The 13,100-nt window shown below is 76.3% G+C and carries 11 protein-coding genes; 7 read left to right on the top strand and 4 right to left on the bottom strand.

Features of this window, described 5'->3' with window-relative positions; all coding sequences use genetic code 11:
• Positions 1 to 9: 9 nt before the first annotated feature.
• Positions 10 to 951, bottom strand: a complete 942-nt coding sequence (locus tag J2S66_RS16315; RefSeq protein WP_310307933.1) for a 5'-3' exonuclease — start codon at positions 949 to 951, stop codon at positions 10 to 12.
• A 113-nt stretch (positions 952 to 1,064) separates the two neighbouring features.
• On the opposite strand from J2S66_RS16315, the gene J2S66_RS16310 reads away from it, so the two are divergent.
• Both J2S66_RS16310 and J2S66_RS16305 read left to right on the top strand, forming a co-directional pair.
• Positions 1,065 to 2,192, top strand: coding sequence for a M24 family metallopeptidase (locus J2S66_RS16310; RefSeq protein WP_310307932.1), 1,128 nt, complete (start codon positions 1,065 to 1,067; stop codon positions 2,190 to 2,192).
• On the top strand, positions 2,189 to 2,638 hold the full coding sequence (locus J2S66_RS16305; RefSeq protein ID WP_306744930.1) for an Lrp/AsnC family transcriptional regulator: 450 nt from the start codon (positions 2,189 to 2,191) through the stop codon (positions 2,636 to 2,638). Before J2S66_RS16310 ends, J2S66_RS16305 begins: the two co-directional genes overlap by 4 nt.
• A 28-nt stretch (positions 2,639 to 2,666) precedes the next feature.
• On the opposite strand, the gene J2S66_RS16300 is transcribed toward J2S66_RS16305, so the two are convergent.
• Positions 2,667 to 3,413 (bottom strand): aminotransferase class IV, encoded by a 747-nt coding sequence (locus J2S66_RS16300; RefSeq protein WP_310314828.1) that lies wholly within the window; start codon positions 3,411 to 3,413, stop codon positions 2,667 to 2,669.
• A gap of 87 nt (positions 3,414 to 3,500) precedes the next feature.
• Here J2S66_RS16300 and J2S66_RS16295 point away from each other — a divergent pair, with 87 nt between their 5' ends.
• The 5 genes from J2S66_RS16295 to J2S66_RS16275 all read left to right on the top strand — a co-directional run bounded on the left by J2S66_RS16295 (position 3,501) and on the right by J2S66_RS16275 (position 11,534).
• Complete coding sequence (locus tag J2S66_RS16295) at positions 3,501 to 4,457, top strand: GlxA family transcriptional regulator (RefSeq protein WP_310307931.1); 957 nt, start codon at positions 3,501 to 3,503, stop codon at positions 4,455 to 4,457.
• A gap of 16 nt (positions 4,458 to 4,473) precedes the next feature.
• Positions 4,474 to 5,100, top strand: coding sequence for a DJ-1/PfpI family protein (locus tag J2S66_RS16290; protein WP_310307930.1), 627 nt, complete (start codon positions 4,474 to 4,476; stop codon positions 5,098 to 5,100).
• 121 nt (positions 5,101 to 5,221) lie between these two features.
• Entirely contained in the window at positions 5,222 to 6,415 is a 1,194-nt protein-coding gene (locus J2S66_RS16285; protein WP_310314826.1) for an MFS transporter, read from the top strand.
• Between the two features lie 386 nt (positions 6,416 to 6,801).
• Positions 6,802 to 8,133 (top strand): GGDEF domain-containing protein, encoded by a 1,332-nt coding sequence (locus J2S66_RS16280; RefSeq protein WP_310307929.1) that lies wholly within the window; start codon positions 6,802 to 6,804, stop codon positions 8,131 to 8,133.
• A gap of 107 nt (positions 8,134 to 8,240) precedes the next feature.
• Positions 8,241 to 11,534 carry a tetratricopeptide repeat protein gene (locus J2S66_RS16275; RefSeq protein WP_310307928.1) on the top strand — a complete coding sequence of 1,098 codons (3,294 nt, stop codon included), beginning with the start codon at positions 8,241 to 8,243 and terminating at the stop codon, positions 11,532 to 11,534.
• Here the strand turns inward: J2S66_RS16275 and J2S66_RS16270 are convergent.
• Together J2S66_RS16270 and J2S66_RS16265 are read right to left on the bottom strand one after the other, a co-directional pair.
• Positions 11,512 to 12,087, bottom strand: coding sequence for a DUF4865 family protein (locus J2S66_RS16270; protein WP_310307927.1), 576 nt, complete (start codon positions 12,085 to 12,087; stop codon positions 11,512 to 11,514). The genes J2S66_RS16275 and J2S66_RS16270 overlap by 23 nt on opposite strands.
• A gap of 5 nt (positions 12,088 to 12,092) precedes the next feature.
• Positions 12,093 to 13,073 (bottom strand): P1 family peptidase, encoded by a 981-nt coding sequence (locus J2S66_RS16265; protein WP_310307926.1) that lies wholly within the window; start codon positions 13,071 to 13,073, stop codon positions 12,093 to 12,095.
• Between the last annotated feature and the right edge of the window lie 27 nt (positions 13,074 to 13,100).

The following is a 13,100-nucleotide window of genomic DNA, read 5'->3' as shown; positions in this document are numbered from 1 at the left end:
CGGGCGGGGTCAGCGGCGTTCGAGGGCGTTGACCAGGCGGGGCACGGAGCTGCCGAGGCCCCAGCGCCTGGTCAGCTCCTCCACCCGGTCGGGGTCGACCGGCGCGGCGGGCACGGCGTCGTCGCGGTCGACGACGACGGGCGCGTCGGTGGCCACGTTGACGACGGTCGGCGCCACGGCGAGGTAGTCCTGGGCGTTGAGCAGGGCGGTGCGGGCGCGGGTGGTGAGCTTGCGGTCGCGGCCGTCGTGGACGGCGTCGAGGACGGCCTGGAGGCTGCCGAACTCGGTGATCAGCTTCGCGGCGGTCTTCTCGCCGATGCCGGCCACGCCGGGCAGGCCGTCGGACGGGTCGCCGCGCAGCACGGACATCCCGGCGTAGGCGGGGCCGGCGTCGCGCACCGGCAGGGCGTACTTGGCGGCCAGCTCCTCCGGTCCCACCAGTTCGGCCTTGGCCCAGCCCCGGCCCAGGTAGAGCACGCGCACCGGGGTGGGGGTGTCGCGCACGACCTGGAACAGGTCGCGGTCGCCGGTGATCACCTCGACCGGGTCGGCCGCCTCGCGGGCGGCGAGGGTGCCGATCACGTCGTCGGCCTCGTAGCCGTCGGCCTCGGCGGTGGCGATGCCGACCGCGTCGAGCACGTCGAGGATGATCGGGACCTGCGGGGTGAGGGTGTCGGGCACCTCCTCCTCGCCGTCGGTCCCGGCCTCGGCGACGCGGTGGGCCTTGTACGACGGCAGGGCGTCGACCCGGAACGCGGGGCGCCAGTCCGCGTCCAGGCACGCGACCAGGCGGCCGGCCTTCCGGTCGGTGACGAGCCTCGTGATGGTGTCGACGAAGCCGCGCACCGCGTTCACCGGCGTGCCGTCGGGTGCGGTCATCGACTCCGGAAGCGCGTAGAAGGCCCGGAAGTAGAGGCTGGCGGCGTCCATCAGGACCAGCGGGGTGCTCACCACGCAGAGCTTGCCAGAGAGCACCGACAGTGCGGGGGCCTCACCCCGGCCGGGGCGGGACCCGCCGGTCGGGGGTGAGGCCCCACCAGCCCGTTCCCACTAGGCTCGTCCGCATGTCGACCCACATCGGGCCCGTCGACGTGGACGCGCTGCGCGCGCGACTCGACCGGGCCACCACCGCGGCCTCCATCGCCGGCCTGGACGGGCTGCTCGTCACACCCGGTTCGGACCTGCGCTACCTGATCGGCGCGGGCGGGTCGTCGTTCGAGCGGTTGACGTGCCTGGTGGTGCCGGTCGGCGGCACGCCGCTGCTGGTGGTGCCGAAGCTGGAGCACCCCGGGTACGCGGGGGTGCCGACGGACGAACTCGGCGTCGAGGTCGCCACCTGGGTGGACGGGGAGGACCCGTACGCGCTGGTCGCGCGGGCCCTCAAGGGCACGCGGCACGCCGTGTCGGACATGACGCCCGCGCTGCACGCCCTGCGGCTGCGGGACGTCGTCGGCGGCGAGCAGGTGCTGGCCGGGCCGGTCCTGCGGGAGCTGCGGATGCGCAAGGACGCGGCCGAGGTGGCGGCGCTGCGCGCGGCGGGCGCGGCGATCGACCGGGTGCACGCGCGGATGGCCGAGTGGCTGGCGGTCGGTCGCACGGAGCGCGAGGTGGGTGCGGACGTCGCCGAGGCGATCGTGGCCGAGGGGCACGCGGTGGCGGAGTTCGTCATCGTCGGCTCCGGCCCGAACGGCGCCTCGCCGCACCACGACCTGTCCGACCGGGTGATCGAGGCGGGTGACGTGGTCGTCGTCGACATCGGCGGGCCGCTGCCGGGGGGCTACTGCTCCGACTCCACCCGCACCTACGTGCTGGGCGAGCCGCGTCACGACGACGTGTGGCGCACCTACGCCGTGCTCCAGGCCGCGCAGGCGGCGGCCGTCGGGGCGGTGCGGCCGGGCGTGGCGTGCGAGGCGGTCGACGCGGCGGCGCGCGACGTCATCGCGGACGCCGGGTTCGGCGAGTTCTTCGTCCACCGCACCGGGCACGGCATCGGGCTGGACGTGCACGAGGAGCCGTACGTGGTGGGCGGCAACGACCTGCCGCTGGAGCCGGGCATGGCGTTCAGCGTCGAACCGGGCATCTACCTGCCGGGCCGGTGGGGCGCGCGGATCGAGGACATCGTGGTCGTCACCGCCGACGGCGTGGAGAGCGTCAACACCCGTCCCCGTGAACTGGTGGTGCTGCCGGCGTGACGAACCTGGAGCCGATCGACCGCGCGATCCTGCGTGAACTGGCCGCGGACGGCCGGTGCAGCTTCACCGACCTCGCCGAGCGGGTCGGGCTGAGCGTGTCGGCCGTGCACCAGCGCGTGCGGCGACTGGAGCAGCGGGGCGTGGTGCGGGGGTACGCCGCGCGGCTGAGCGGCGACGAGGTGGGGTTGCCGCTGACGGCGTTCATCTCGCTCACCCCGATCGACCCGGCGGCCCCGGACGACTACCCGAAGCGCCTGGAGCACCTGCCGCAGATCGAGGCGTGCTACTCCGTGGCCGGTGACGCCTCCTACCTGCTGCGGGTGCGGGTGGCGTCGCCGACGGCGCTGGAGGAGCTGCTGCGGCAGGTCAGGGAGGTCGCGAACGTGTCCACCCGGACCACCGTCGTGCTGTCCACGCCGTACGAGGACCGCCCGCCGGCGGTCTAGGCGAGGGGGTGTCGGGCAGGGGCGCCGGCTAGTCGAACGGGTCGGCGGGCACGGCGTCGTAGGCGGCCCGGACGCGGGCCACCGCCTCGTCGTCCACGGCCAGTCCGGTGTCGCCGACGCGCGACACGGCGACGACGCCGATGGAGTTGGCGAGGAACGCGCCCCGGTAGCGGGGCACGTCGGTCAGCCGCACGACCTCGCGGCGCGAGGGCAGGGCGCGTTCGAGCAGCTGCATGGTGATGCCGTGCAGCCAGTCGGCCCGCGGCCACACGATGCCGCCGCCGTCGTCGAGGAACGCGATGTTGGCGATGGCGGCTTCGACGACGACGCCGTCGGGCGTGGTGAGCAGGGCGTCGTCGAACCCGGCGCGCTCGGCGACGTTGCCGTGGTGGCGCTGGCCGAAGCCGCCGACGTGCTTCACGTGCGGCAGCGGCCGGGTGTAGTCCACGGGCAGCAGCCGCCGGGGGCCGGTCGGCGGCGTGGTCGGCGGTCGCACCGCCACCAGGACCCGCGGCGCGTCGGTGCCGAACACCACGACCCGCACGGCGGCGTCGCGCACGTCGTCGCCGAGGGCGTGGGAGACGAGGCCGCGCACCCGCTCGCCGTCCAGGCCCTCCCCGTACAGCTCGCGGTTGGCCGCGTCGAGGCGGCGCAGGTGCAGGTCCAGGCCCTTGGTGCGGCGGTCGCGGACCTGCAGGGCGGTGAAGTGGCCGTAGTTGCCCAGCAGCGCGGGCGCGAGCTGCTCCGCGGTGGCGGGTCCGCCGTCGATCTCCATCCTCAGCACGGGGGCGACCGTAGCGTGGCGGGAATCGAGGGTCGCCGGTCGTTGCCGCCGCCGGTGCGGGTCGGTGAGGGTGGTGGTGTGCAACGCGAGGTGCTGGTCGTCGGCTACGACGGCGCGGTGTTGACCGACATCGCCGGTCCGGTGGACGTGTTCGACGGCGCGGGGAAGGTGTGCGGCGGCTACCGGGTGCGGTTGGCCGCGGTGGGCGGCGGGTTCGCCGTCTCGGGCGGCCTGCGGATGGAAGCGGAGGACCTGCGGGACGTCGCGGCCGGCGTGGACACGGTGCTGGTGGCCGGTGGCACGGCGTTCGAGGCGGCGGCGGCCGACCCGGAGCTGCGGCGCCACCTGCGGCGGGTCGCGGACGGCGCGCGGCGGGTCGGCAGCGTGTGCACGGGCGCGTTCGTGCTGGCCGGGGCCGGTCTGCTGGACGGCGCGAGGGTCACCACGCACTGGGCGTTCTGCGACCGGCTGGCCGCCGAGAACCCGTCGGTGGAGGTGGTGCCGGACGCCATCCACGTGCGCGACGGCAGGGTGGTCACGTCCGCCGGGGTCACCGCGGGCATCGACCTGGCGCTGGCGCTCGTCGAGCAGGACCACGGCGCGCGGCTCGCCCGGCTGGTGGCGCGCTGGATGGTGGTGTTCCTCCAGCGGCCGGGCGGCCAGTCGCAGTTCAGCGTCCGCTCCCGGGTGCCGCCGGTGCGGGAGCGGGGGCTGCGCGACCTGCTCGACGCCATCGCCGACGACCCGGCCGCGAGCTGGACCGTCGAGGGGATGGCGCGGCGGGCGGCGATGAGCCCGCGGCACTTCGCGCGGGTGTTCCCGCGCCGCGTCGGCGTCCCGCCCGCCCGGTACGTGGAACGGGTGCGGGTCGAGGCGGCGGCGGGGGTGCTGGAGTCGGGCGACGAGGGGCTGGACGTCGTCGCCCGCAGGTGCGGTTTCGGCTCGGCGGAGACGATGCGCCGGGCCTTCCAGCGGGTGCTCGGCGTGACGCCGGGCGGCTACCGCCACAGGTTCCGCACCACCGGTGCGGCCTGAACAGAGGGGGAACGTGATGGACCTGGCTCTCGTGCTCTACCCGGACATGACCGCGCTGGACCTGGTCGGCCCGTACGAGGTGCTGGCCGCGCAGCCGGACGTGACCGCGCACTTCGTGGCCGCGACGCCCGACCCGGTGCGCTGCGACTCGGGCCTGACGATCGTGCCGACGACGACGTTCGACGCGCTGGACCGGGCCGACCTGGTCGTGGTGCCCGGCGGGAGCGGCTGGGCGCGGGTGCTGGCGGACGGCGTGGTCGCCGCGTGGCTGGCGGGGGTGCACCCGACGGCGACGTGGACGGCGTCGGTGTGCAGCGGGTCGACGCTGCTCGCGCAGGCGGGCATCCTGGACGGCCGGCCCGCGACCACGCACTGGGCGCTGCGCGACGAGCTGGCGAAGCTCGGCGCGGTCGTCAGCACCGAGCGGGTCGTGGTCGACGGGTCCGTCGTCACCGCCGCCGGGGTGTCCGCCGGCATCGACATGGCCCTCACCCTCGCCGGGCGGATCTGGGGCGACGAGCGGGCCGAGTTGACCCAGCTGGTCATCGAGTACGACCCGCGCCCGCCCTACGACTCCGGGTCGCCCGACACCGCGTCCCCCGAACTCGTCGCCTTCGCCCGCGGGGTCCTGACGGGGAGCTGACCCGGTACCCGGTCCGCCGTGACCCGCCGGGCTTGTACGGTGGCGTGCCGGTCGCCCGCCGCACGACCGGGGGACCGGACCTCGCCGGAAGGCTCGTCGGACTCGTGGGGGTTCAGCGGTGATCGGGGGCACGGGGGTGCGCGCGGCGTTCGCGGTGCCGGAGTTCCGGGTGCTGTGGGCGGCGGCCGTGCTGTCCACGATCGGCGACCAGCTCGCCCGGGTCGCGCTGTCGGTGCTGGTGTTCCAGCGCACCGGGTCGGCCGCCTGGACGGCGTTGACCTACGCGTCGACCATGCTGCCCGCGTTCGTGTCGGGCGTGCTGCTCACCGGGCTGGCCGACCGGTTCCCGCGGCGCACCGTGATGGTCGTGGCCGACGTGGTGCGCGCCGCGCTGCTGGCCCTGATGGCGGTGCCGGGCGTGCCGCTGCCGTTGGTGGCCGCGCTGCTGGTGGTGGCGCAACTGGCCGAGCCGCCGTTCGCCGCCGCGCAGGGCGCGCTGCTGCCGACCGTGCTGGGGGAGCACTACGAGGCCGGGCAGTCGGTGCACCTGATCACGCACCAGGTGGGGCTGCTGCTCGGGTTCGTCGGCGGCGGCCTGGTCGTGGCGTGGCTGGGCACGTCGGGCGCGCTGCTCGCCGACGCCGTCACGTTCGCCCTGTCGGCGCTGGTGCTGCGCCTCGGCCTGGTGGCCCGGCCCGCGCCGGGGTCCGTGCCCGCGCCGCACCTCCAGATCCGGGCGGGCGCGCTGCTGGTGTGGCGCGACCGGCGGCTGCGGCTGCTGGTGGCGATCGGCTGGCTGGCCCTGTTCACGGTGGTGCCCGAAGGGCTGGCCGTGCCGTTCTCCGACGAGGTCGGCGCGGGCGCGGCGGGCGTGGGCCTGCTGCTGGCCGCCGATCCCGCCGGGATGGTGCTGGGCACCGTGCTGCTGCGGTTCCTGCCCGCGTCGCTGCGGGTGCGGCTGCTGGGCCTGCTGGCGGTGTCCACCGCCGTGCCGCTGGTGGGGTACTTCTTCGCGCCCGGGCTCGTGGGCGCGCTGCTGCTGCTGGCGGCGAGCGGGGTGTTCAGCGCCTACCAGGTCACGGCGGGGGCCACGTTCGTCCGCCTGGTGCCCGACGGGCAGCGCGGCCAGGCGCTGGGCTTCGCCCGCAGCGGCCTGGTCGCCACGCAGGGCCTCGGCGTGGCCGCGGGCGGCCTGCTGGCCACCGCGACCGGCTCGGCCGGCACCGCCGTCGCCCTGGCGGGCCTGGCGGGCGCGGTCCTGGCGCTGGCCCTGACCGTCGCGTGGTCGCGCGTGTCCGCCTCGGCGGCCGGCTGACCGCACCGGTCCCTCCCCCGCGGCACGACCGCGGGTTCCCGCTCAGCGGCGTCGGAGCCGCAGCGGCCGCGGAGCGCTGGGGGATCGCGCCGCGGCCCGCGCCCCGTCTCCGGGAGGGTCCCGGATCGTTGCGACTGCTGCCTGACATCACCAGATCTTGTCGCGCATGGCGGCGCACCTCCCCTCGGTCCCGTCGCGCGCGACGGCGCCCGCGCCGTCCCGTCCTGACTGCGGAAACCCCTGCCTCACCAGATCTTGTCGCGCACCGCGATCACCTCCCGTGCCCCGGGTCACCCCGGTAGCGGCTGACATCCGCGCAGGTCACCGTTACTGTGACGGTCCGTCCGGACACGTCGGCAGTCCGGGGTAGACGGTCGTGAGGAACCATGGGCAGAACTCGTCCCGCGTCGTCGGGCGAACGACGCTGGAAGCTATGGTCCCTGCCCCGGCGCGCCCTGGTGTACGTGCTGTTGGTGGAACTGCTGGCCGCGGTCGCCGTGGTCGCCACCACCGCGTGGCCGGTGCCCGACGGCTCGTGGACCGCCTTCGCCGTCCTGGCGGGCTGCGCGGCGCTGCACCTGCACTGCTCGCGCTGGATCGAGCGCGTCCGCCGCGATCACAGCCACCTGCCGCACGTCGACCTGTGCAGCATCTGGATCGTGGCCGGCGCGCTGGTGCTGCCGCCCGTGCTCGCGGTGGCCCACACCGCGCTGATCTACCTGCACCGCTGGTGGGTCGTCGGCCGCTGGGACACCTCCCGCCCGCCGCACCGGTGCGTGTTCACCACCGCGATGATGGTGCTGGCCACGCTGGCCGCGAGCACCGTCGCCGGTGTCACCGGGCTGCGCGACCGGCTGCGTGCGGGCGAGCCCGGCACCGTGCTCGACCTCGTCGGCCTCGTCGGCGCGGGCACCGCCCAGTGGCTCGTCAACACCGCCCTGGTGGCCGCCGTGATCCTGCTGACCGTGCGGCCCCGCTCGGTGAAGGACTCCATCGGCAGCGCCGGCGACAACCTGCTGGAAGCCGGTCAGCTGGCGCTGGGCGGGTTCGTCGCGCTCGCCGTGGCGTGGTCGCCGCTGTTCGCGCTGCCCATGGTCGTCGCCGCCGTCGCCCTGCACCGCACCGTGCTGATCCACCAGCTGGAACTGGCCGCCCGCACCGACACCAAGACCGGCCTGCTCAACGCCGAGGCGTGGCACCTCCAGGCCCGCCTGGAGCTCCAGCGCACCCACCGCCGGCCGCCGGGCGCCGCCGTCGGGGTGTGCATGATCGACGTGGACCACTTCAAGGACATCAACGACACCCACGGCCACCAGACCGGTGACGTCGTGCTGCGCCGGATGGCCGAGGCCCTGGAGCGCGCCGTGCGCAGGGGCGACTCCGTGGGCCGCTTCGGCGGCGAGGAGTTCGCCGTGCTGCTGCCCGACGTGCGCCCCGACGAGGCGCGGGCCGTCGCCGAGCGGATGCGCGCCGAGGTCCACCGGGTGCGGGTGGACGACGGCGCGGGCGGCACCGTCGGCGGCCTCACCGTCAGCATCGGCGTCGCGGTGTGGCCCGAGGTGGCCGAGGACACCCTGGAAGGGCTGCTGGCCGCCGCCGACTCCGCCCTGTACGACGCCAAGCGCCTCGGCCGCGACCAGGTCCGGGCCGCCGGGGAGCACCGCCCGCCGCACCGGCCGCCCGCCGTGCGGGTCCAACGCCCCGTCCCGGGTGTGTAACAACAGCGCGTACGCGCCTGATCCGCTACGACGCGGCGCTCCGGTGGCGTAGTTTCCTGCCGTCACCACCAACTCCGGTCGTCGGTCGTCGCAAGGGGCGTGAGCCAGTGGACCTCGGTGCCCCGCACGGAATCCGGTTCCGCTTCGAGGCGGGCGCGCTGCGCGCCGTCCTGCTCGACGTGCACGGCAAACCGCCGGTGCACGTCGCCGAGCACCTCGCCGTCGAGGCGGGCGCGCGCGACCTGGCGGTCGAGGAGACCCGCGACGGGCACGTGCGCGCGGTGCTGCGGCAGGTGTTCGACCTGCCCGCGCCCGCGCGCTGGCGGCTCGCCGTCGACGCGCCCGCCGTCGAGCACCCCGACGGGGTCGGGTTCGCGCTGCCCGGCGCCGTGTCGCTGCGGGTGTCCGGGTCCGCGCCGTGCTCCGCGCGGGACGGCGGCGTGGTCGTCGAGCTGCCCGCCGGGTCGTCCCGACTGGACCTCACCGTGACCAGCGAGCCCGTGTTCGACGTCGGCGACACCGTCGTGGTGTGCCGGGCGGACCAGGTGCGCGAGGCCGCCGTGGTGCTGTCCTGCCTGCCCGCCGACCGGTTCACGCCCCTGCTCACCCCGGCGGGCGGCGAGTCGGCGCACCGCCACGACGCGCTGGTCGCCGAGCTGCTCGCGGCGATGGGCGTGCGGCGCGCGGTGTTCCTCGACGACCCGGACCCCGCGCTGCTGCCCGGCGTGCCCGAGCGCGTGCACCTGCCGTGCGACGGCCCCGTCGGGCTCACCGCGAAGGCGTGGGAGCTGCTGCGCGGCGGCGAGCCGGAGCGCACGCTCGACGTCGCGCCCGACGCGGACCCGATCACCGCCCTGGCCGCGGCGCTGCGCACCGGCGCCGCGCTGCGGGTCACCGGCGGACCGGAGGACGCCGACGCGCCACCCGTGCCGTTCGACGGGCACGACCCCGTCGTCACCGTCCTGGCCGACACCGCCCTGGCCGACACCGACGAGGCCGTCCTGGTCGAGCGCACCGGCACGGCCGCCGACCTCGTCGCCGCCCTGTACGCGCGGCACCGGGGCGCGCGGCTGGTCGTCGTGCCGGCGCCCGACCTGGACGCCGTGCGCCGCGTCGTCGCCGAGGAGCAGGAGCGGGTCACCGCCGCCGCGGGCGCCATCGGCGACGCCGTGAAGGGCATCGGGTTCGTCGAGGCCCTGTGGCGCTACCTGTCCACCGGCGGGCACGACCCGTACGCGGCGGTCGAGGCCGCGGTCACCGCGCAGGTGCCCCGGGAGGCCGTCGAGGCGGTGGGGGAGCGGCGGCTGACCGCGTTCACCACCGGCCTGCCCTACCCGTTCGTGCGCACCGCCGACGTGAACTGGGCGCGCAAACCCGTCGGGCACGTCGTCGCGGACCCGGCGCTGGTCGTGCTCACCGAGCTGCACCGGGCGGGCGTGGCGCGCGAACCCGCGGCGTTCGGCGTCGTGCTCGACCCCGGCGCGTTCGCCGAACTGCCCGGGACCACCGCGTCGACCAGCCACCACACCCACCCGATCGTGCGACCCGGCGAGGACGTGCCGCTCGACCTGCTGCGCGTCCTGGTCGACCGGCTGCCCGTGGAGCTGCTGTTCTTCAACAGCCACGACGCCGACGACGTGGTCGTGCTCGGCGGGCGGGAGCTGCCCGAGCGGAACGTCCCGCTGACCCTGCGGCACCGGCCGATCGTGTTCAACAACTCGTGCCGCCCCTGGACCGACCTGGCCCGCGAGTTCACCCGCGCCGGCGCGCGCGGCTACATCGGCACCCTGTGGACCATCCCGGCCGGGCTGGCCGCCGGGTTCGCCCGCACCGCGGTGCGGCGGCTGACCGCCGAGGAGTCGCCCGCCGCCCACGCCATCGTCAACACCGGCACGCCCGGCGGCATCGAGCGGTCCTACCTGTACGCGGGCACCGTCAACGGGCGGCTCGACGTGTGGCGCGACCGGTCCACCACCGACGCCGAGGCCGCCCTCACCGGCTGCGAGCTGCTCGCCGCCCTCGCGCACGAGCAGACCTCCGCGGACCTCGCGCGCCTGCTGTGCCGCGAGATCCGCGCGCTGCGCGAGGTCGCCGAGGCGGGCGGCGCCACCGGCACCCCGTCCCACGCCGACGTGCTGCTCGCCGAGCTGGCGCTGGAGGAGGACGCCGCGCGGGCCGAGGCGCTGCTGGAGCGCGTCGACGCCGTGCTGTCCACCCTCGACCTGCCCGAGGACGAGGTCGAGGCCCGCTGGGCCACCCGGTACCGGGTGACCGGGTCCCGCGCCGAGGCGCGCGGGGAATACGCGGCGGCGGTCGAGGATTTCGAACACTGTGTGGCGTTGGGCGACGCGTGCCGCGACCGAGCGGACGTCCTGCTGCGGATGGCGAGGCTGCTGATGCTCGAAGGCAGAACCGACGAGGCGAAGGAGGCCGCGGTGACCGCGCACGACGAGCACCGCGTGCACGGCGACCGCGCCGGCCTGCTGGAGTCGGTCACCGTGCTGGCCGGCATCGGCGGCCACGACCCCGACACCGGCATGCGCTACGCCGTGGAGGGGCACGACCTCGCCGCGGAGCTGGGCGACCGGGCGCGGCAGGCCGCGTTCGCGCTCGACGAGTGCGCGCGGCACCGCGCGGCCGGGGCCGCGGACGCCGCCGTCGAGGCGGGCGTGCGGGCGCTGGAGCTGTTCCGCGCCGAGCAGGACGGCCGGCAGGAGCTGGCGGCGCTGCGGCTGCTCGGCGGCTGCCACCGCGACCGGGGCGAGCTGGAGACCGCGCAGCACTACGTCGCCGTGGGCCTGGCGCGGGCCGAGCAGCTCGGCGCGGCGGCCGAGGTGGCGTCCTTCCACGACGACCTCGGCGGACTGCTCACCGCGCGCGGCGAGCACGCCAAGGCCCTGGAGCACTACCGGCACGCCGTGGAGAAGCTCGTGGCCACCGGCGCGTGGGAGCGCGGTGCCGAGCTGCTGCCCCACCTGGCCGTGGGCGCGGTGCGGGCGGGCGACCCGGAGGCGCTGTGGACGACCGCGCTGTGCGGCGGCCTGGTCTGCGAGGTCGCGCCCCGCGAGGTGTGGGCCTCCCTCGTGCCGCTGGTCGTCGACTCGATGAAGCGGGCGATCGAGACCGGGCCGTTCGAGCTGACCGAGCGCGGCATGACCGACTTCGCCAGCGCCGTCACCGCGGGCCGGCGCGAGGACATGCCGTTCCAGGTCGGCCTGCTCGCCGACGTCGTCGTCGTGCTGCTGGCGTGGCTGATGGGCCGGGTGGAGCACGACGTGCTGCGCCTGGCGCGGGAGCTGGACCGCAGCAGCGGCGGGGTGCTCGACCTGGTCGCCTACGTGTCGGTGCCGTTCGGCGAGCGCGTCCGCGTGCCCCGGCCTACCAGTGGCGGCCCGCGTTGAGCCCGTCCACCTCGGGCCTGGACAGGTGGTGCACGCGGTAGCGCGTGCCCCCCGCGTCGGGTTCGCCGCTCCGCAGCACGACGTGCAGCGGCTCCCACCGGTCCGGGTCGACCGCGACCGCGCTCGCGTGCACGCCGGGGTGGGCGGCGAGCGCCGCGGACTCCGCCGGCGCCTCGTCCACCAGGTCGTCCGGGGTGGCGTCCTGGGGCACGGCGACGGTGCGGCGGGTGAGGTGCGCGACGTCGCCGGCCGGGCCCCGGTGGAACGCCGGGCCCACCCAGTCGCGCACCGCGGGGCGGGCGAAGTCGGCGCGGATGCCCGCGAAGCCCGGACCCCACGGGAAGCTGTCCATTCCCTCGGTGGTGCGCCACAGGTAGAACGGCGCGTAGTGGTTGACCGGTGAGCCGTCCACGCCGCGCTCGCGCACGCGGTGCGCCTTCAGCCCCAGGCCGGGGAAGTCGTCCAGCGCCGAACCGCGCGTGGCGACGCGGTGGCGGATGACGCCCATGTCGTAGTCGGCGGGCAGGGTGATCTCGTACTGCGTGGCGTGCACTGGTGTCAGCCCTCCCGGTGCCCGCCCCGGTAGCCGGCGGCGGTGCGCGGGTACAGCTCCCGGTAGGCGGGCAGCGCGCCCCACGCGGTGGTCACGGATTCGGCGTTGAGCAGGCCGTGCACGAGGGCGCGGGCGAACACCTCGCGTGCGGCGTCGAGCACCCGGCGCGGGGCGACCTCCCCGGTGCCGCCGTCGCGGGTGCTGCCGTCGCCGGTGCGGGCGGCGAACACGGTGTCGCCGTCGGTCAGGCCGTGCGAGGGCCGCACCGCCAGCGCCAGGCCGTCCTGCGCCGCCGAGGCCAGCGCGTAGGGGTGCGGGAGCGGGGCGTTGGTGGCCACCACCCCGATCACCGTGTTGAACGGCGCCGCGCGCTCCTCGACCCGGGTGACGGCGGCCGGGTCGTCGCCGCCGGGGGCGGGGAACTCGCCGGGCAGGCCGAGCGCGTGCGCGAACGGCAGACCGGTGGTCGGGTCCACCGACGGGCCGACCGCGTTCAACACCGCCACCGCGCCCACCACGATCCCGCCGCCCAGGGACACCGACGCGGTGCCCAGGCCGCCCTTGAGCGCCGCGTTGAGCGCCCCGGTGCCCGCGCCGACGTTGCCCTGCGGCACGTCCGGGCCGGCGGTCCGGGCGGCCTCGGCCCCTTCGGCGGCGCCCGGCCGTGCGGTGAAGTCCCCGCCCCGGCCCAGGTCGAACAGCGCGGCGGCGGGCACGAACCCGCCGAGCACGTCCGCCGCCCCGTCGGCCGCGGCCAACCCGTAGGCGCTGCCGCCGGTCAGCACGACCCCGCGCACCCGGCGCCCACCGTGCCGGGGGTCGAGCGCGGCGGTGTCCCGCGTGGCCGGCGCGCCGCCGCGCACGTCCACCGACACCAGCGCGCCGCGCGGGAAGGCCACCACCGTGGTCCCGGTCAGCGCCCCGCTCCCGACCAGCGTGACGTGCCCCACCAGCACCCCGGGCACGTCGGTGATCGCATTCCGCACCCCCCGACCCTAATCCCGAGAGTCCAA

It is taken from the genome of Saccharothrix longispora, assembly GCF_031455225.1.
GTDB classification, from domain to species: Bacteria; Actinomycetota; Actinomycetes; order Mycobacteriales; family Pseudonocardiaceae; genus Actinosynnema; species Actinosynnema longispora.
This window is presented reverse-complemented; position numbering and strand designations above follow the sequence as displayed.